This window comes from Castellaniella defragrans 65Phen, from assembly GCF_000612685.1.
GTDB classification, from domain to species: domain Bacteria; phylum Pseudomonadota; class Gammaproteobacteria; order Burkholderiales; family Burkholderiaceae_B; genus Castellaniella; species Castellaniella defragrans.
Window position 1 is genome coordinate 127,215 of sequence record NZ_HG916765.1, and the last position, 16,163, is coordinate 143,377.

General features: G+C 66.4%; 21 protein-coding genes. 3 read left to right on the forward strand and 18 right to left on the reverse strand.

From position 1 onward, the window contains the following. Window positions 1-98: 98 nt before the first annotated feature. From BN940_RS00545 to BN940_RS00625, 17 genes are all read right to left on the reverse strand, one after another. Entirely contained in the window at window positions 99-509 is a 411-nt protein-coding gene (locus tag BN940_RS00545) for a hypothetical protein (RefSeq protein ID WP_043678981.1), read from the reverse strand. Between the two features lie 357 nt (window positions 510-866). Continuing rightward, complete coding sequence (rpsQ, locus tag BN940_RS00550; RefSeq protein ID WP_043678984.1) at window positions 867-1,148, reverse strand: 30S ribosomal protein S17; 282 nt, start codon at window positions 1,146-1,148, stop codon at window positions 867-869. A gap of 1 nt (window position 1,149) precedes the next feature. Then, on the reverse strand, window positions 1,150-1,341 hold the full coding sequence (rpmC, locus tag BN940_RS00555) for a 50S ribosomal protein L29 (protein WP_043678987.1): 192 nt from the start codon (window positions 1,339-1,341) through the stop codon (window positions 1,150-1,152). A gap of 13 nt (window positions 1,342-1,354) precedes the next feature. Beyond that, on the reverse strand, window positions 1,355-1,771 hold the full coding sequence (rplP, locus tag BN940_RS00560) for a 50S ribosomal protein L16 (protein ID WP_043678990.1): 417 nt from the start codon (window positions 1,769-1,771) through the stop codon (window positions 1,355-1,357). 2 nt (window positions 1,772-1,773) lie between these two features. After that, window positions 1,774-2,565, reverse strand: a complete 792-nt coding sequence (gene rpsC / locus BN940_RS00565; RefSeq protein ID WP_043678991.1) for a 30S ribosomal protein S3 — start codon at window positions 2,563-2,565, stop codon at window positions 1,774-1,776. Between the two features lie 9 nt (window positions 2,566-2,574). Continuing rightward, window positions 2,575-2,904 carry a 50S ribosomal protein L22 gene (gene rplV, locus BN940_RS00570; RefSeq protein ID WP_043678994.1) on the reverse strand — a complete coding sequence of 110 codons (330 nt, stop codon included), beginning with the start codon at window positions 2,902-2,904 and terminating at the stop codon, window positions 2,575-2,577. Between the two features lie 3 nt (window positions 2,905-2,907). Then, a complete protein-coding gene (gene rpsS / locus BN940_RS00575) occupies window positions 2,908-3,183 on the reverse strand; it encodes a 30S ribosomal protein S19 (protein ID WP_043678997.1) in 276 nt (91 codons plus the stop codon). A 12-nt stretch (window positions 3,184-3,195) separates the two neighbouring features. After that, the gene (gene rplB, locus BN940_RS00580) at window positions 3,196-4,023 is read right to left on the reverse strand and encodes a 50S ribosomal protein L2 (RefSeq protein ID WP_043679000.1); all 828 of its coding nucleotides are present in this window, start codon (window positions 4,021-4,023) and stop codon (window positions 3,196-3,198) included. Then, entirely contained in the window at window positions 4,024-4,320 is a 297-nt protein-coding gene (gene rplW, locus BN940_RS00585) for a 50S ribosomal protein L23 (protein WP_043679002.1), read from the reverse strand. Continuing rightward, a complete protein-coding gene (rplD, locus tag BN940_RS00590; RefSeq protein ID WP_043679004.1) occupies window positions 4,317-4,940 on the reverse strand; it encodes a 50S ribosomal protein L4 in 624 nt (207 codons plus the stop codon). Before rplD ends, rplW begins: the two co-directional genes overlap by 4 nt. A 2-nt stretch (window positions 4,941-4,942) precedes the next feature. Continuing rightward, window positions 4,943-5,632: a 50S ribosomal protein L3 gene (gene rplC, locus BN940_RS00595; RefSeq protein ID WP_043679006.1), complete on the reverse strand. Its 690-nt coding sequence runs from the start codon at window positions 5,630-5,632 to the stop codon at window positions 4,943-4,945. Window positions 5,633-5,827: 195 nt separating this feature from the next. After that, the gene (rpsJ, locus tag BN940_RS00600) at window positions 5,828-6,139 is read right to left on the reverse strand and encodes a 30S ribosomal protein S10 (RefSeq protein WP_043679008.1); all 312 of its coding nucleotides are present in this window, start codon (window positions 6,137-6,139) and stop codon (window positions 5,828-5,830) included. 56 nt (window positions 6,140-6,195) lie between these two features. Next, a complete protein-coding gene (gene tuf, locus BN940_RS00605; RefSeq protein ID WP_043679011.1) occupies window positions 6,196-7,386 on the reverse strand; it encodes an elongation factor Tu in 1,191 nt (396 codons plus the stop codon). 64 nt (window positions 7,387-7,450) lie between these two features. After that, window positions 7,451-9,553 (reverse strand): elongation factor G, encoded by a 2,103-nt coding sequence (fusA, locus tag BN940_RS00610; protein ID WP_043679014.1) that lies wholly within the window; start codon window positions 9,551-9,553, stop codon window positions 7,451-7,453. Between the two features lie 30 nt (window positions 9,554-9,583). Beyond that, window positions 9,584-10,054: a 30S ribosomal protein S7 gene (gene rpsG / locus BN940_RS00615; RefSeq protein WP_043679017.1), complete on the reverse strand. Its 471-nt coding sequence runs from the start codon at window positions 10,052-10,054 to the stop codon at window positions 9,584-9,586. 153 nt (window positions 10,055-10,207) lie between these two features. Next, a complete protein-coding gene (gene rpsL / locus BN940_RS00620; protein ID WP_043679020.1) occupies window positions 10,208-10,582 on the reverse strand; it encodes a 30S ribosomal protein S12 in 375 nt (124 codons plus the stop codon). A gap of 346 nt (window positions 10,583-10,928) precedes the next feature. Further along, window positions 10,929-11,834, reverse strand: coding sequence for a DMT family transporter (locus BN940_RS00625; RefSeq protein ID WP_052355499.1), 906 nt, complete (start codon window positions 11,832-11,834; stop codon window positions 10,929-10,931). Window positions 11,835-12,052: 218 nt separating this feature from the next. On the opposite strand from BN940_RS00625, the gene BN940_RS00630 reads away from it, so the two are divergent. From BN940_RS00630 to BN940_RS00640, 3 genes are read left to right on the forward strand one after another with little or no spacing between them, the layout of a single operon-like run. After that, window positions 12,053-12,766 carry an IclR family transcriptional regulator gene (locus tag BN940_RS00630; RefSeq protein WP_043679022.1) on the forward strand — a complete coding sequence of 238 codons (714 nt, stop codon included), beginning with the start codon at window positions 12,053-12,055 and terminating at the stop codon, window positions 12,764-12,766. Next, window positions 12,763-13,650 carry a VOC family protein gene (locus BN940_RS00635; protein ID WP_043679025.1) on the forward strand — a complete coding sequence of 296 codons (888 nt, stop codon included), beginning with the start codon at window positions 12,763-12,765 and terminating at the stop codon, window positions 13,648-13,650. The genes BN940_RS00630 and BN940_RS00635 overlap by 4 nt, the downstream gene beginning before the upstream one ends. Further along, window positions 13,647-14,513 carry a sugar phosphate isomerase/epimerase family protein gene (locus BN940_RS00640; RefSeq protein ID WP_043679028.1) on the forward strand — a complete coding sequence of 289 codons (867 nt, stop codon included), beginning with the start codon at window positions 13,647-13,649 and terminating at the stop codon, window positions 14,511-14,513. Before BN940_RS00635 ends, BN940_RS00640 begins: the two co-directional genes overlap by 4 nt. A gap of 18 nt (window positions 14,514-14,531) precedes the next feature. Here the strand turns inward: BN940_RS00640 and BN940_RS00645 are convergent, their stop codons facing one another. Next, complete coding sequence (locus BN940_RS00645; protein ID WP_148304854.1) at window positions 14,532-16,007, reverse strand: aldehyde dehydrogenase; 1,476 nt, start codon at window positions 16,005-16,007, stop codon at window positions 14,532-14,534. Window positions 16,008-16,163 lie beyond the last annotated feature (156 nt).

The window sequence follows — 16,163 nt, forward strand, 5'->3', positions numbered from 1 at the left end:
GAGGGACGATTTCCCGAAGGGCGGTTTCATGGTCGTTCTCCCGATGCCGGTCCCCGCGGCCGCGCCCCGCGGGGCGGGGGGTGCGCTCGCGCGCGGGGTCAGGCGGCGCCGAACACGATCGGCTCGCCGGTCCGGTCGAAAGCCAGCAGCGCGCCGATCGTGCCGTACTTGATCATCTGCGTCATGCGCTGGAAGGCCTGATCGACGTCCTTGTTGTCCGGCAGGTAAGCCGACTGGTCGGCCATGGCGGCCACGAACACCACCTGCCAGTCATGGCCGGTGCGGCGCGATTCCTCGACCAGCGCGTCGAAGGCGGCCAGTTCGTCCGGCGTCTTGTCCACGCACAGCACGGGCGTGAGTTCGCCGCCCTCGCCGCGCGCGTGGCGCGCCTTCTGCTCGGGCGTGGCGTCGTCGGGGATCGTGCTGGCGGCAAAGACGAACAGCAGGCGCTGGGGTTCGGGCTGCAGGCGCGCGGCCTGCAGCAGATCGTCGAAACAGGTGATGTCCATGGCGGATGGCGGCTCTTGCGTAGGCTCTTGCGAAAGCCTTCATCCTACAGGATTCCGCCGGGACGCTCGTCGATCCGGGGCCGTCCGGAGCGGTCCGGATCGATAAGGGGGCCGCGGGCGGCCGGCGACCCGGCAGCACGAGGGAGCCCGGCAGCCCGAGGGCGGCAAAGGAGCGGCGGAGAAACGCGGCAAAGGCGCGGCCCAAGAAAAACCCCGCGCGAGGCGGGGCTGGGGGTGCGCGGCCGGGGCCACGCGGGGTCGAAGGGGCGGCGCCCGCCTCGCGGCACGCATGCCGCCCGGCTGGGTCGGGCGCGGAACGGCCCGCAAGGACCTTCCCGCATCCCGCCCGGCGCGGCATCAGATGATGCGCACGGCCTCGACCAGGCGCACCACCGTCCAGGACTTGGACTTGGAGATGGGGCGGCCTTCGGCGATTTCCACGGTGTCGCCTTCGTTGTACTGGTTGGCTTCGTCGTGCGCCTTGTACTTCGCGGTGCGGTTGACGAACTTGCCCAGCACGGGATGCTTCACGCGGGTCTGGACGCTGACGACGACCGTCTTGTCCATCTTGTTGCTGACGACCTTGCCGACCAGCGTACGCTGACGCTTGGTGGTGTCTTTCTGGGTTTCGGTGGTCATGTTACTTTCCTGCGTTCTCAGTCATGATGGTGCGGATGCGCGCGATGTCGCGGCGCACCTTGCCCAACTGGCTGGTGTTGGAAAGCTGCTGGGTGGCACGCTGCATGCGCAGGTTGAATTGTGCCTTCAGCAGGCTCTCGAGCTCGGTCTGGAGCCCGGCGGCATCCTTGGCGCGCAGTTCACTGGCTTTCATATCCTGATCTCTCCTAGGCGCCCACGCGGCGCGACACGAAGGTCGTGCTGATGGGCAGCTTGGCGGCGGCCAGGCGGAAGGCCTCGCGCGCGAGTTCCTCGCTCACGCCTTCCATTTCGTACAGCACCTTGCCGGGTTGAATTTCCGCGACCCAGAATTCCGGGTTGCCCTTGCCGTTACCCATCCGGACTTCGGCGGGCTTCTGCGAAATGGGCTTGTCCGGGAAGATCCGGATCCAGATGCGGCCGCCGCGCTTGATGTGGCGGTTGATGGCACGACGGGCGGCTTCGATCTGGCGGGCGGTCAGGCGGCCACGGCCGGTGGCCTTCAGACCGAACTCGCCGAAGGAAACCTGGGCGCCGCGCGTGGCCAGGCCGGTGTTGCGGCCCTTCTGTTCCTTGCGGTACTTCCTGCGAGAGGGTGACAGCATGTTTATTCTCCTTCAGGCGCCGGAGCGGCCGAGGCGGCATCGCGGCGCGGACCGCGGCCACGGCCGCGGTTGTCGCCCGGGCGGCCGGGGCGATCGCCACGCGGCGCACGGCGCGGACGGCGTTCTTCATCGCGCGGGGCGGCGGTTTCCGGGGGCATTTCGCCGTTGGGCAGCATGTCGCCCTTGTAGACCCAGACCTTGACGCCGATGATCCCGTAGGTCGTCTGCGCTTCCGAGAAGCCGTAGTCGATGTTCGCGCGCAGGGTGTGCAGGGGCACACGGCCTTCGCGGTACCATTCGGTGCGGGCGATCTCGATGCCGTTCAGACGGCCCGAGGACATGATCTTGATGCCCTGGGCGCCCAGGCGCATGGCGTTCTGCATGGCGCGCTTCATGGCGCGGCGGAACATGATGCGCTTTTCGAGCTGCTGGGTGATCGAGTCGGCGATCAGCTGCGCGTCGGTTTCCGGCTTGCGGATTTCCTCGATGTTGACGTGCACGGGCACGCCCATCAGGCGCTGCAGGTCGGCCTTCAGCGTCTCGATGTCCTCGCCGCGGCGGCCGATCACCACACCCGGACGGGCCGAGTACACGGTGATGCGGGCGTTCTTGGCGGGGCGCTCGATGACGACGCGGCCCACGGAAGCCGATTTGAGTTTCTTCTTCAGGTATTCGCGCACGCGGATGTCCTCGGCGAGCATGCTGCCGTAGACCTTGTCGTTCGCGTACCAGCGAGAAGTCCAGTTGTGGTTGACCGCGAGGCGGAACCCAATCGGGTGAATTTTCTGTCCCATTGCGACTCCTTACGCCCCGACCTTGACCACGATGTGGCAGGTCTGCTTTTCGATGCGGTTGCCGCGGCCCTTGGCGCGCGCGGAGAATCGCTTCATCGACTGGGCCTTGTCGACGTAGATCGTGGTGACCTTGAGCTCGTCGATGTCGGCGCCATCATTGTGTTCGGCATTGGCGATGGCCGATTCCAGCGCCTTTTTCAGGATGCCGGCGGCCTTCTTGGGGCTGAACGTCAGGATGTTGAGGGCGTGCGCCACGGACTTCCCACGGATCAGGTCCGCCACCAGGCGGGTCTTCTGCGCGGAAATATGGACGCCGCGGATGACTGCGGTAGTTTCCATGGCTTACCTCTTGGCCTTCTTGTCCGCCGCGTGCCCCTTGAAGGTGCGCGTCAGGGCGAATTCGCCGAGCTTGTGGCCGACCATGTTCTCGTTGATGTAGACGGGAACGTGCTGGTGGCCGTTGTGCACGGCAATCGTCAACCCAATGAACTCGGGCAGGATGGTGGAACGGCGCGACCAGGTCTTGATCGGCTTCTTTTCTTTGCCCCCGACGGCGGCATCGACCTTCTTGATCAGATGCGCATCGACGAACGGGCCTTTCTTGATCGAACGTGACATAGTGTTCGCCCCTTATTTGCGCTTGCGGCGAGAGACAATCATATTGTCCGTCCGCTTGTTACGACGGGTCCGGTAGCCCTTGGCGGGAGTACCCCACGGGCTGACGGGTTCGCGGCCTTCGCCGGTGCGGCCTTCGCCGCCGCCGTGCGGGTGATCCACCGGGTTCATGGCGACGCCACGGACCGTCGGGCGCACACCGCGCCAGCGCACCGCGCCGGCCTTGCCGATCTGGCGCAGGCTGTGATCGCCGTTGCCGACTTCGCCGATGGTGGCGCGGCAGTCGATGTGGACGCGGCGGACTTCGCCGGAGCGCAGGCGGACCTGGGCGTAGACGCCTTCACGGGCCATCAGCACGGCGGACGCGCCGGCCGAGCGGGCCAGCTGCGCGCCCTTGCCCGGCTGCATCTCGATGCAGTGGATGGTGGAACCGACCGGGATGGCGCGGATGGGCAGCGTGTTGCCGGCGCGGATCGGCGCTTCCAGGCCGGAGACGACCGTGGCACCGACTTCCAGTCCGCGCGGGGCGATGATGTAGCGGCGCTCGCCATCGGCGTAGCACAGCAGCGCGATGTGCGCCGTGCGGTTCGGATCGTATTCCAGGCGCTCGACCTTGGCGACGATGCCGTCCTTGTCGCGGCGGAAATCGACGACGCGGTAGTGCTGCTTGTGGCCGCCGCCGCGATGGCGCACGGTGATGTGGCCGTTGTTGTTGCGGCCGGAATTGCGCGATTGCGGTTCGAGCAGGGGGGCGTAGCCCGGGCCCTTGTGCAGTTCAGGGTGCACGACCTTGATCATGCCCCGGCGACCGGCGGACGTGGGCTTGACTTTGACCAGCGGCATTTAGTTCACCTCCGTAAAGTCGATTTCCTGCCCGGCCTTGAGCGAGACATAGGCCTTGCGTTCGTTGCGGCGACGACCCATGAAGCGGCCGAAGCGCTTTTCCTTGCCCTTGCGGTTGGCGACCTGCACGGATTCGACCTCGACCTTGAACAGCAGTTCGACGGCGGCCTTGATCTCCGGCTTGGTGGCGTCGGCGACGACGCGGAAAGCGACCTGGTTGTTCTTTTCGGCGATCATCGTGGACTTTTCGGTCACGACGGGCGCCAGAATGACTTGCATCAGACGTTCGGCATTCATCCCAGCAACTCCTCGAGTTGGGCGATCGCCGGCTTGGTGATCAGCACTTTCTTGTAGTGGACCAGGGACAGCGGATCGGCGTAGCGCGTTTCGATGACCGCCACGTGGGGCAGGTTGCGCGTCGCGAGATAGACGTTTTCGTCCAGCGCATCGGTGATGATCAGGACGGGTTCGGCGATGCCCAGACCCTTGAGCTTGGCCGCGGCCAGCTTGGTCTTCGGGGCGTCGAGGGTGAAGTTCTCGACCACGGCCAGGCGGTCTTCGCGGACCAGCTGCGAGAAGATCGCGCGCAGACCGGCGCGGTACATCTTCTTGTTGACCTTGTGGCTGAAGTTTTCGTCCGGCGAATTCGGGAAGGCGCGGCCACCCCCACGCCAGATCGGCGAGGAAGTCATCCCGGAACGGGCGCGGCCGGTGCCTTTCTGGCGCCAGGGCTTCTTGGTGGAGTGCTTGACCGTCTCGCGGTTCTTCTGGGCGCGGTTGCCCATGCGGGCATTGGCCTGGTAGGCCACGACGATCTGGTGCACCAGGGCTTCGTTGAAGTCGCGGCCGAAGATCTCGTCGGCGGCGGCCACGGTGGCCGAGGACTGGCCCTGATCATTCAGGAGCTTGAGTTCCATGATTAGGCTCCTTTCTTGGGCGTCGCCTTGACGGCGGGGCGCACGACGATGTCGGCGTTCTTGTGGCCGGGGACGGCGCCCTTCACCAGCAGCAGGCCGCGCTCGGCGTCCACGCGCACGACGTCCAGGTTCTGGACGGTGCGGGTGACGTCACCCAGGTGGCCGGACATTTTCTTGCCGGGGAAGATGCGGCCCGGGTCCTGGGCCTGGCCGATGGAGCCCGGCACGCGGTGCGAGCGCGAGTTGCCGTGCGAGGCGCGCTGCGAACCGAAGTTGTGGCGCTTGATGGTGCCCGCGAAGCCCTTGCCGATGGTGGTGCCGGTGACGTCGACCTGCTGGCCGACCTCGAACACGGATTCCACGGCGACCACGGCGCCGGCCGTGAATTCGGCGGCGCGGGCGGGATCCAGGCGGAATTCCTTCAGGATGGAGCCGGCTTCGATGCCGGCCTTGGCGTAGTGGCCGGCCTGGGCCTTGGCCACGCGGGAAGCGCGACGCTCGCCGTAGGCGAGCTGGACCGCCGCATAGCCGTCGATTTCAGGCGTCTTGACCTGGGCGACGCGGTTGTTGGACACGTCCAGCACCGTGACCGGGATGGATTCGCCTTCCTCGGTAAAGATGCGGGTCATGCCAACCTTGCGCCCCACGAGCCCGAGCCGCCAGGCGGCGGGCGTAGGTGTCGAATTCGACATTGTTTTCTCCGGGGGGTGTTTCCCCACAGTTTTCGATCCCGACTGCGATTGGCCGGGGCTGTGATCTTTCGCCATCGACCCCGCCTAAAAGGCGAAAATGGATGACGAAGCCCTTGATTCTAGCATGAAAAAAGCGCCCTGCCTAGAGGCAGGGCGCTTCGGTCCGGACGGGGCCGCGGGGCGGCCCGGGCGGAATTACTGCAGCGCGATCTCGACGTCCACGCCGGCCGGCAGATCCAGACGCATCAGGGCGTCCACGGTCTTGTCGGTGGGATCGACGATGTCCATCAGACGCTGGTGCGTGCGCATCTCGAACTGATCGCGCGAGGTCTTGTTGACGTGCGGCGAGCGCAGCACGTCGTAGCGGCGGATGCGCGTGGGCAGCGGCACGGGACCGCGGACCACGGCGCCGGTGCGCTTGGCCGTATCGACGATCTCGGCGGCGGACTGGTCGATCAGCTTGTAGTCGAACGCTTTCAGGCGGATGCGGATTTTCTGGCTTTTCATGGGAATCCCTAAAGAACGAGAGGGGCGGGGGGAATGCCCCCCCGCCGATCCATCAATTACTTGATGATTTTGGCGACGACGCCGGCGCCCACGGTACGGCCGCCTTCGCGGATGGCAAAGCGCAGCCCCTCTTCCATGGCGATCGGCGCAATCAGGCTCACCGTCATCGACACGTTGTCGCCCGGCAGCACCATTTCCTTGTCGGCCGGCAGCTCGATCGTGCCCGTCACGTCCGTCGTGCGGAAGTAAAACTGCGGACGATACCCCTTGAAGAACGGCGTGTGACGCCCGCCCTCTTCCTTGGACAGAATGTAGACTTCGGCCGTGAAGTTCGTGTGCGGGTGGATCGAGCCGGGCTTGGCCAGCACCTGGCCGCGCTCGACTTCCTCGCGCTTGGTCCCGCGCAGCAGAATCCCCACGTTGTCGCCCGCCTGGCCCTGGTCCAGCAGCTTGCGGAACATCTCCACGCCCGTGCACGTCGTCTTGACCGTATCGTGGATGCCCACGATCTCGATTTCCTCGCCGACCTTGATCACCCCGCGCTCGATGCGCCCCGTCACCACCGTGCCGCGACCCGAGATCGAGAACACGTCTTCCACAGGCATCAGGAACGTGCCATCGACCGCGCGCTCCGGCGTCGGGATGTAGCTGTCCAGCGCCGCAGCCAGCTGCATGATCGCCTGCGCGCCCAGCGGACCTTCGTCGCCTTCGAGCGCCAGCTTGGCCGAGCCCTTGACGATCGGCGTGTCATCGCCCGGAAAGTCGTACTTGGACAGAAGTTCGCGCACTTCCATCTCGACCAGCTCCAGCAGCTCCTCGTCGTCGACCATGTCGCACTTGTTCAGGAACACGATGATGTAGGGCACGCCCACCTGGCGCGCCAGCAGAATGTGCTCGCGCGTCTGCGGCATCGGGCCGTCGGCGGCCGACACCACCAGGATCGCCCCGTCCATCTGCGCCGCACCCGTGATCATGTTCTTCACGTAGTCGGCGTGGCCCGGGCAGTCCACGTGCGCGTAGTGACGGTTGGCCGTCTCGTATTCCACGTGCGAGGTGTTGATCGTGATCCCGCGCGCCTTCTCTTCGGGCGCGTTGTCGATCTGGTCGTAGCCCTTGGCCTCGCCACCGCCCGCCTTGGCCAGCACCGTCGTGATCGCCGCCGTCAGCGTCGTCTTGCCGTGGTCAACGTGGCCGATCGTACCCACGTTCACGTGCGGTTTGGTCCGTTCAAACTTGCCTTTTGCCATGATGTATCCCGTATTTCCTAGGAAATGAAAGAGTGGTTGCCCGGCCATGCGGCCGGGCCGTGTATTACTTGCCGCGAGCGGCGATGACTTCGTCGGCGACGTTGCGCGGCGCCTCGGCGTACTGCTTGAATTCCATCGTGTACGTGGCGCGGCCCTGGGTCTGCGAACGCAGGCTGGTGGAATAGCCGAACATCTCAGCCAGCGGAACCTCGGCCTTGATGATCTTGCCGCCGCCCGGGATGTCGTCCATGCCCTGGACCATGCCGCGGCGGGACGACAGGTCGCCCATCACCGTGCCGGCGTAGTCTTCCGGGGTTTCGACTTCGACGTGCATCATGGGTTCGAGCAGGACCGGGCTGGCCTTGCGCATGCCGTCCTTGAACGCCATCGAGGCCGCCATGCGGAACGCGTTTTCGTTCGAGTCCACGTCGTGGTACGAACCGAAGAACAGCGTGACCTTGACGTCCACGACCGGGTAGCCGGCCACCACGCCCGCGGGCAGGGTTTCCTGGATGCCCTTGTCCACCGCCGGGATGAACTCGCGCGGCACCACGCCGCCCTTGATGGCGTCGACGAACTCGTAGCCGCCGCCCGCTTCCAGGGGTTCGAGCTTGAGCACGACGTGGCCGTACTGGCCGCGGCCGCCGGACTGCTTGACGAACTTGCCTTCGACTTCCTCGCAGGTCTTGCGGATGGTCTCGCGGTAGGCCACCTGGGGCTTGCCGACGTTGGCTTCGACGCCGAACTCGCGCTTCATGCGGTCGACCAGCACTTCGAGGTGCAGTTCGCCCATGCCGGAGATGATGGTCTGGCCGGATTCCTCGTCGCTGCGCACGCGGAAGGACGGATCCTCGGCGGCCAGGCGCGACAGGGCGATGCCCATCTTTTCCTGGTCGGCCTTGGACTTGGGCTCCACGGCCTGGGAGATCACGGGCTCGGGGAATTCCATCTTTTCCAGCAGGATGTGGTCGCCCACGTCGCACAGGGTCTCGCCCGTGGTGACTTCCTTCAGGCCCACGACGGCGGCGATGTCGCCGGCCACCACTTCCTTGATCTCGGCGCGGTTGTTGGCGTGCATCTGCAGGATGCGGCCGATGCGTTCCTTCTTGCCCTTGATCGGGTTGTAGACGGTGTCGCCGGAGCTCAGCACGCCCGAATACACGCGGATGAAGGTGAGCTGGCCCACGAACGGGTCGGTCATCAGCTTGAAGGCCAGGGCGGACAGCTTTTCCTTGTCGTCGGCCTTGCGGCTGATTTCGTTGCCTTCGTCGTCGGTGCCCTTGACCGGGGGAATGTCCACCGGGGAGGGCAGGTAGTCGATGACGGCGTCGAGCATGCGCTGCACGCCCTTGTTCTTGAAGGCGGTGCCGCACAGCATGGGCTGGATCTCGCAGGCGATGGTGCGCTGGCGGATGCCGCGGTCGATCTCCTGTTCGGTCAGCGAGCCGGTTTCGAGGTACTTGTTCATCAGTTCCTCGTTGGCCTCGGCGGCCGATTCCATCAGCTTCTCATGCCATTCGTTGGCCTGGTCGACCATGTCGGCGGGAATGTCGATGTAATCGAACTTCGTGCCCTGGGAGGCTTCGTCCCAGATGATGCCGCGCATCTTGGTCAGGTCGATGACGCCCTTGAAGTCGTCTTCGGCGCCGATCGGGATGACGATGGGCACGGGGTTGGCCTTCAGGCGCAGCTTGAGCTGGTCGTAGACCTTGAAGAAGTTGGCGCCGGTGCGGTCCATCTTGTTGACGAAGGCCAGGCGGGGCACGCCGTACTTGTTGGCCTGGCGCCACACGGTTTCGGACTGAGGCTGCACGCCGCCCACGGCGCAATACACCATGCAGGCACCGTCGAGCACGCGCATGGAACGTTCGACTTCGATGGTGAAGTCCACGTGGCCCGGGGTGTCGATGATGTTGATGCGGTGCTCGTCGTACTGGTGCTCCATCCCGCGCCAGAAGGCCGTGGTGGCCGCCGACGTGATGGTGATGCCGCGTTCCTGTTCCTGTTCCATCCAGTCCATGGTGGCCGAGCCTTCATGGGTTTCGCCAATCTTGTGGTTGACGCCGGTGTAGAACAGGATGCGCTCGGTGGTGGTGGTCTTCCCGGCGTCGATGTGCGCGGAAATACCGATATTGCGATAGCGCTCGATGGGGGTTTTGCGGGCCATGATGTGTTTCCTGGTGATTGACCGGCTGGATTACCAGCGGAAGTGGCTGAAGGCCTTGTTGGCCTCGGCCATCTTGTGGGTGTCCTCGCGCTTCTTCATGGCGCCGCCGCGGCCTTCGGCGGCATCCATCAGTTCACCCGCGAGACGCAGGTCCATCGACTTCTCGCCGCGCTTCTTCGCGGCTTCGCGCAGCCAGCGCATGGCCAGGGCCAGGCGGCGCACGGGGCGCACTTCGACCGGCACCTGGTAGTTGGCGCCGCCGACGCGGCGGGACTTGACTTCGACCACCGGCTTGACGTTGTTGACGGCGGTGTTGAAGATTTCGATGGGTTCCTTGCCCGTCTTGGCCTGGATCTGGTCCAAGGCGCCGTACACGATGCGTTCCGCCACGGCTTTCTTGCCGGACAGCATGACGACGTTCATGAACTTGGCCAGCTCGACACTGCCAAATTTGGGATCGGGGAGGATTTCACGTTTCGGTACTTCGCGACGACGAGGCATTTCGATTTCCTTGTGACGATTCAGTTGAGCCGCCGGGCGGCCACGGCTTCCATCGGGAAAGCCACTTACGTGCCACAGCCCCATGGCTGCGGCTGCACGGCCGATCTGGAGCGATCGGGTATTGCGGGTAGGGCGGTTGCGGGAGAGCGCGGATTACTTCTTGGGCCGCTTGGCGCCGTACTTGGAACGGGCCTGCTTGCGGTCCTTGACGCCCTGCAGATCCAGGGAACCGCGGACGATGTGGTAGCGCACGCCGGGAAGGTCCTTCACGCGGCCGCCGCGCACCAGGACCACCGAGTGTTCCTGGAGGTTGTGGCCTTCGCCGCCGATGTAGGAGATGACCTCGTAGCCGTTGGTCAGGCGCACCTTGGCGACCTTGCGCAGGGCGGAGTTCGGCTTCTTCGGGGTGGTGGTGTAGACACGGGTGCAGACGCCGCGGCGCTGGGGGCAGTTATCCAGCGCCGGGCTCTTGCTGCTCTCGCGACTGACTTGGCGCGGCTTGCGCAGCAGTTGAGCAATGGTAGGCATGACCTTTACGCATCCTTTGTACTTGCGTACGTTTACGTCGATATCCAGAGTGCCCGGGCCTGCCTGGCCGCGCTGCGCGCGGCGGGGGCATTTTCAGGCGATGTGCGCAAAATCCGCCTGAAACGAATGACGTAAAGAGCGGGTCTTGCACGATGGCTTGCTCACCGGGCCCGCAAGGGCCATCGGTGTTGCCGGGGCGAAAAGCCGGGCACAAGATCATGCGGCGCATACCGTGACCAGATGCCATTAACCCAGCAAGCCAAGAAGTGTAGCACGATTTGTTTTTGCGGGGCAAAGAGTTATTGCGGGAAAGGGACGCGGCCGGGCGGGCGGCCGATGCCGCCGTTCACTGCGCGCCGGGGCGGTCCAGCCAGCCCTGCGCCCAGCGCCGCAGCAGCGGCCCGGACGACAGCAGCAGGCCGCCCGCGGCGATGATCAGCATCCCCACCCAGGTCGTGGCGTCGGGCGCGGACGAGAAGGCCAGCCAGCCCAGCAGGGTCGCCCAGAAGATCTGCGTGTAGCCGTAGGGCCCCAGCATGGCCGCCGGCGCGTGCAGCAGGGCGTGGGTCATGATGAGGTGGCCCAGGGCGGCCACCGTGCCCAGGGCGACCACCAGCAGCAGGTCGGCCCAGGCCATGGGCATCCAGGCCATGGCGCCCCAGGGCGCCAGGACCAGCGCGCCGATCAGGCCGGTGTACAGATTGCTGGTGGCGGGATGCTCGGAACTGCGCGAGGAGCGCGTGACGAGCTGGTAGCACGCGTTGCAGACGGCCGAGCCCATGGGGAACAGGATGGCCCAGGTCAGCAGGCCGCCGCCGGGCCGGGCGATGATGAGCACCCCCGCGAAGCCGCAGGCCACCGCGATCCAGTCCAGGCGGCGGGCCTTTTCCTTCAGCACCAGGCCGGACAGCAGGGTGATGAGCACCGGCGCCATGAAGACGATGGCGGTGGTCTCGGCCAGGGGCAGCCGCGCCAGGCCGTTGATCACCATCACGCTGCCGCAGCACAGGCACAGGCCGCGGAACAGCTGGATGTCGTACCGCCGGGTGCGGAACAGGCCGCGCCCCATGCGCGGCTGGAAGATCAGGAAGACGGCCAGCGCCTGCGCCATGTAGCGCACCCAGACGATCTGGGTGACGGGATAGCCGGCCGTCAGGTACTTGGTGCCGGTGTCGAGGACGGAAAAGAACAGGCTGGCCACGCACATGAGCAGGGGCCCCAGCCAGACCCGGGCGGGACGGTTCGCATCCATGGTGGTCAGGCCTGCGGCCCCGGGTGAAAACTACCGCGCTCGGCCCCGCGATGGGCGACGGGGCCTGCGCTTCGGCGCGTGGTCATACGATGTTCCGATAAAGCATAAGGATAAATCATTGCGGCCGGCGCCGGGGCCAAAACGGCTGAAAAATAGAACCGTATTCGGTTATCATAGCCTCATGACCGGATTTCCCACCCTGCAAGAGGCCGCCCCCCATGACCCGTGAAGGCGTCGCCGCGGTAGACCGCGCACTGACCATCCTGGACGTATTCATCGACGGAGGAGACAGCCTCACCCTCACGGACATCTCGAAGCGCGCGGGCTTCTACAAGAGCACGACGCTGCGGCTGGCCGAATCGCTGGAGAAGTTCGGCTATCTCCGCCGCCTGGAAGACGGCACCTACCGCCTCGGGCCCAAGCCCCTGTATCTCGGCTCGCTCTACCAGAAGCACTTCCGCAGCGCCGACATCGTCGTGCCCGTGCTGCGCAGCATCGTGGACGAGCTCCAGGAAGGCGCCTCCTTCTTCATCAAGGACCACGACGCCCGCATCTGCCTGCACCGGGTGGACGCGCCGCGCTCGGTGCGCGATTCCGTCCACGAGGGCGACGCCCTGCCCCTCAAGGTGGGTGCCTCGGGCCATGTCATGCGCGCCTTCGAGCAGGAGGCGGGCGAGAAATACGACGACATACGACGCGCGCTTTACGCGGTCTCCCTGGGCGAGCGGGACCCCGAGATCGGGGCCGTGGCCTGTCCCGTGTTCGGGATCGGCCAGCAGCTGGCCGGCGTGGTGTCCATCTCGGGCCCCAAATACCGCTTCAGCGAGGAAAAGATCGCCCAGGTGATCCCCGTGCTCAAGCGCCACGCGGCCGAGCTCACCGACGCCCTGGGCGGGCGCTGGCCCGAAGGCAGCGCGGGTACGTCGCCATGAGCGCCGAGGAAACCGCGTTCGCCAGCCCCCCGCCGGCCATCCGCGGGATCGAGTTCATCGAATTCGCCTCCACCCGCCCCGAGGAACTGGGCGCCGTGCTGACCCGGATCGGCTTCCGGCTGATCGCCCGGCACTGCTCCCGCCAGGTGCTGCTGTACCGCCAGGGCGGCATGAACCTCATCGTCAATTCCGACCCCGCCACGCTGGCCAGCGCGGCGCGCGAGGGCGAGGACCACCAGATCAGCGCCGTGGCGTTCCAGGTGGACCATGCCGGCCGGGCCTACGAGCGCAGCATGGCCTGGGGCGCCTGGCCCATCCCCACCCGGGCGGGCGCCATGGAACTGAACATCCCCGGCATCCACGGCGTGGGCGACACCGTCATCTACCTGGTGGACCACCTGCGCCCCTTTTCCATCTACGACATCGATTTCATCTACCTGGACGAGCAGCGGGACGTGGAGCCGCTGGTGCCGGACCTGCATTTCTTCGGCCTCGTGCAGCACATCGGCCCCGAGCGCAGCGCGCAATGGACCGACTTCTACGCCCAGCTGTTCGGCTTCAGGCCCCTGCCCGCGGAAACCCATTTCGGCATCCTGCCGCGCGGCACCATCCTGGGCAGCCCCTGCGGATGCTTCCACCTGCAGCTCGTCGAGCCGGTGGGCGACGCCCTCTACGACACGGAATGGGACGAGCAGTTCGCGCGGCTGGCCTTCGGCACGCCCGACGTGCTGGGGACGGTGCGCGCCATGGCCGCGCAGGGCGTGCCTTTCCAGGACAACGCCTTCATCCACACGGAGGCCCACGGCGCCATCACCGCGGCCATGTCCTACGACGTGACGTTCGAGCTGGTGCGCCACGCCACGCCGCCCCGGGAATCCCGATGAGCCAGGAGCGCTTCGGCATCGACCTGGCCTGCATGGCGGGCTCCCTGGAGGAACGCCTGCGCGCCGCGGAGGCGGCCGGCTTCTCCCAGGTCATGCTGTGGGCGCGGGACCTGGCCAACCACCCCGAGGGCTACGAAACCGCGGTCCGGCGGGTGCGCGAAAGCGGCCTGGAGATCACCGGCCTGCAGCTGATGCGCGACTACGAGGGCATGAACGGCCCGGCGCACCGCTACAAGCTCGACGTGGCCAAGGCCCTGCTGGAAATCTGCGCCGACGTGGGCGCGCCGCTGCTGATCGTGTCGGCCTCGGCGGCGCTGCCGCGCGCGCTCGCGCCGGAACGCGCCGAGGCCGACCTGCGCAAGCTGGCCAATCTGGCTGTGCCGACGGGCGTGCGCATCGGCTTCAAGGCGATTCCCTGGAGCCACACGGGCGCGGACATCCGCAGCGCCTGGGACCTGGTGTGCGGCGCCGCGCACGCCAACCTCGGCCTCGTGCTGGACGCCTTCCACTTCATCGCCGAGGGCTCGGCCTTCGGCATCCTGGACGAGATCCCGCCGGACAGGATCGTGCTGGTGCAGCTCGCCGACTTCGGCGTCCCGGCGCTGCAGGAACACCAGCCGCACGACGCCGACCGCATGCGGGTGTTTCCGGGCGACGGCGTGCAGAGCGACCAGGTCGCCGCCCTCGTGCGGCGCCTGGACGGCATGGACTACGAGGGCAGCTACAGCCTGCTGGTCTTCAACAAGGACTACCGGCAGTTGCCGGCCCACGCGGTGGCGCGGCTGGGCATCCGCTCGGTCGGGTGGATCCACGACCAGGCCCTGCGCCGGCGCCTGCCGCTGCGGCGCGCGCCGGCCCGCTGAGCGGGCCCGCCGCGGCGCTCAGCGGCGGATGAAGGGGTTGGGCACGTCCAGGTCGGTGGAGATCCAGACGCTCTTGGTGTCCAGGTATTCGTGGATGGCGTCCGAGCCCGATTCGCGGCCGATGCCCGAACGCTTGTAGCCGCCGAAGGGCGTGGTGAAGCTGGTGGCGCGGTAGTTGTTGACCCAGACCGTGCCGGCCTTCAGGCGCTCGGTGACGTACAGCGCGCGATGCAGGCTGCGCGTCCAGACCGCCCCGGCCAGGCCGTAGAGGATGTCGTTGCCGATGCGGATGGCGTCGGCCTCGTCCTTGAAGGGGATGATGCACAGCACCGGCCCGAACACTTCCTCCTGGGCGATGCGCATGCGGTTGTCCACGCCGGTGAAGATGGTGGGCTCGATGAACTGGCCGGCCCCCAGGTCCGGGCGCGCCTTGCCGCCCAGCACGCAGCGGGCGCCTTCCTCGCGCGCGATGCGGATGTAGTCGAGCACCTTCTCGAACTGCGGCCGGGTGGCGATGGGCCCGATCTGGGTGTCGGGCCGGGTCGGGTCGCCCAGTTTGGCCGTGCCCACGAATTCGACCAGGCGCCGGATCAGCTCGTCGTGGATGCTTTCCTGCACCAGCACGCGCGAGCCGGCCTGGCAGCTCTGGCCGGACGCGGCGAAGATCCCCGACACGACGCCCTTGACGGCCTGGTCCAGGTCGGCGTCGTCGAAGATGATGTTGGGCGACTTGCCGCCCAGTTCCAGGGTGACGGTCTTGAGGTTGCGCGCCGCCGCCTCGTAGATGCGCTTGCCGGCCAGCTCGCCGCCGGTGAAGCCGATGTGCGCCACGTCGGGGTGCGCCACCAGCGGCTCGCCGACTTCGGCGCCGAAGCCCGTCACGACGTTGACCACCCCGGGCGGAAAGCCCGCCTGCTCGAACAGCGCGGCGAATTCCAGCATCGAGGCCGAGGTGAATTCCGAGGGCTTGACCACCGCCACGCAGCCCGCCGCCAGGGCCGGCGCCAGTTTCCAGCTGGTGAGGGTGAGCGGGGAATTCCAGGGCGTGATGATCGCCACCACGCCCTTGGCCTCGTAGCGGGTGAAGGTGAAGACCCCGGGCTTGTCGGTGGGGATGACCTTGCTTTCGACCTTGTCGGCCAGGCCGGCGTAGTAATGGAAGTATTCGCCCATGTAGCGCACCTGCGCGACGACCTCGGAGGACAGCTTGCCGTTGTCGCGCTGCTCGATTTCCGCCAGGCGGGGGGCGTGCTCGATCACCAGGTCGGCCAGGCGGCGCAGCAGCTGGCCGCGGCGGGTGGCGGTCAGGCCGCCCCACGGACCCTCGAAGGCGGCCTTGGCGGCGGCCACGGCGGCATCCACGTCGGCCGCGTTGCCGCGCGCGATATGCGCCCAGACTTCGCCCGTGTAGGGGTTTTCGGTGTCGAAATAATCGCCGGACGCGGGCGGCACGCGGGCGCCGTTGATGAAGTGATCGTAGCGGGGCAGGGACATGACGGTTCCACCTAGGAAGTTCTTTCTAACAGAATCATATTCTGCTGAACAGAATTAGACAAACAAGGGTAATCACCTAGCAAATTCTGTTTGACGCGGTTCGGAACTGAATTCTATTCTATAGCGAAAATATGTACGAACCGGTACATACAACCA

Bases quoted from the DNA above. Each gene is read 5' to 3' on its own strand.
- BN940_RS00545 (WP_043678981.1), bottom strand. From the start codon at position 509: ATGGACATCACCTGTTTCGACGATCTGCTGCAGGCCGCGCGCCTGCAG.
- rpsQ (WP_043678984.1), bottom strand. From the start codon at position 1,148: ATGACCACCGAAACCCAGAAAGACACCACCAAGCGTCAGCGTACGCTG.
- rpmC (WP_043678987.1), bottom strand. From the start codon at position 1,341: ATGAAAGCCAGTGAACTGCGCGCCAAGGATGCCGCCGGGCTCCAGACC.
- rplP (WP_043678990.1), bottom strand. From the start codon at position 1,771: ATGCTGTCACCCTCTCGCAGGAAGTACCGCAAGGAACAGAAGGGCCGC.
- rpsC (WP_043678991.1), bottom strand. From the start codon at position 2,565: ATGGGACAGAAAATTCACCCGATTGGGTTCCGCCTCGCGGTCAACCAC.
- rplV (WP_043678994.1), bottom strand. From the start codon at position 2,904: ATGGAAACTACCGCAGTCATCCGCGGCGTCCATATTTCCGCGCAGAAG.
- rpsS (WP_043678997.1), bottom strand. From the start codon at position 3,183: ATGTCACGTTCGATCAAGAAAGGCCCGTTCGTCGATGCGCATCTGATC.
- rplB (WP_043679000.1), bottom strand. From the start codon at position 4,023: ATGCCGCTGGTCAAAGTCAAGCCCACGTCCGCCGGTCGCCGGGGCATG.
- rplW (WP_043679002.1), bottom strand. From the start codon at position 4,320: ATGAATGCCGAACGTCTGATGCAAGTCATTCTGGCGCCCGTCGTGACC.
- rplD (WP_043679004.1), bottom strand. From the start codon at position 4,940: ATGGAACTCAAGCTCCTGAATGATCAGGGCCAGTCCTCGGCCACCGTG.
- rplC (WP_043679006.1), bottom strand. From the start codon at position 5,632: ATGTCGAATTCGACACCTACGCCCGCCGCCTGGCGGCTCGGGCTCGTG.
- rpsJ (WP_043679008.1), bottom strand. From the start codon at position 6,139: ATGAAAAGCCAGAAAATCCGCATCCGCCTGAAAGCGTTCGACTACAAG.
- tuf (WP_043679011.1), bottom strand. From the start codon at position 7,386: ATGGCAAAAGGCAAGTTTGAACGGACCAAACCGCACGTGAACGTGGGT.
- fusA (WP_043679014.1), bottom strand. From the start codon at position 9,553: ATGGCCCGCAAAACCCCCATCGAGCGCTATCGCAATATCGGTATTTCC.
- rpsG (WP_043679017.1), bottom strand. From the start codon at position 10,054: ATGCCTCGTCGTCGCGAAGTACCGAAACGTGAAATCCTCCCCGATCCC.
- rpsL (WP_043679020.1), bottom strand. From the start codon at position 10,582: ATGCCTACCATTGCTCAACTGCTGCGCAAGCCGCGCCAAGTCAGTCGC.
- BN940_RS00625 (WP_052355499.1), bottom strand. From the start codon at position 11,834: ATGGATGCGAACCGTCCCGCCCGGGTCTGGCTGGGGCCCCTGCTCATG.
- BN940_RS00630 (WP_043679022.1), top strand. From the start codon at position 12,053: ATGACCCGTGAAGGCGTCGCCGCGGTAGACCGCGCACTGACCATCCTG.
- BN940_RS00635 (WP_043679025.1), top strand. From the start codon at position 12,763: ATGAGCGCCGAGGAAACCGCGTTCGCCAGCCCCCCGCCGGCCATCCGC.
- BN940_RS00640 (WP_043679028.1), top strand. From the start codon at position 13,647: ATGAGCCAGGAGCGCTTCGGCATCGACCTGGCCTGCATGGCGGGCTCC.
- BN940_RS00645 (WP_148304854.1), bottom strand. From the start codon at position 16,007: ATGTCCCTGCCCCGCTACGATCACTTCATCAACGGCGCCCGCGTGCCG.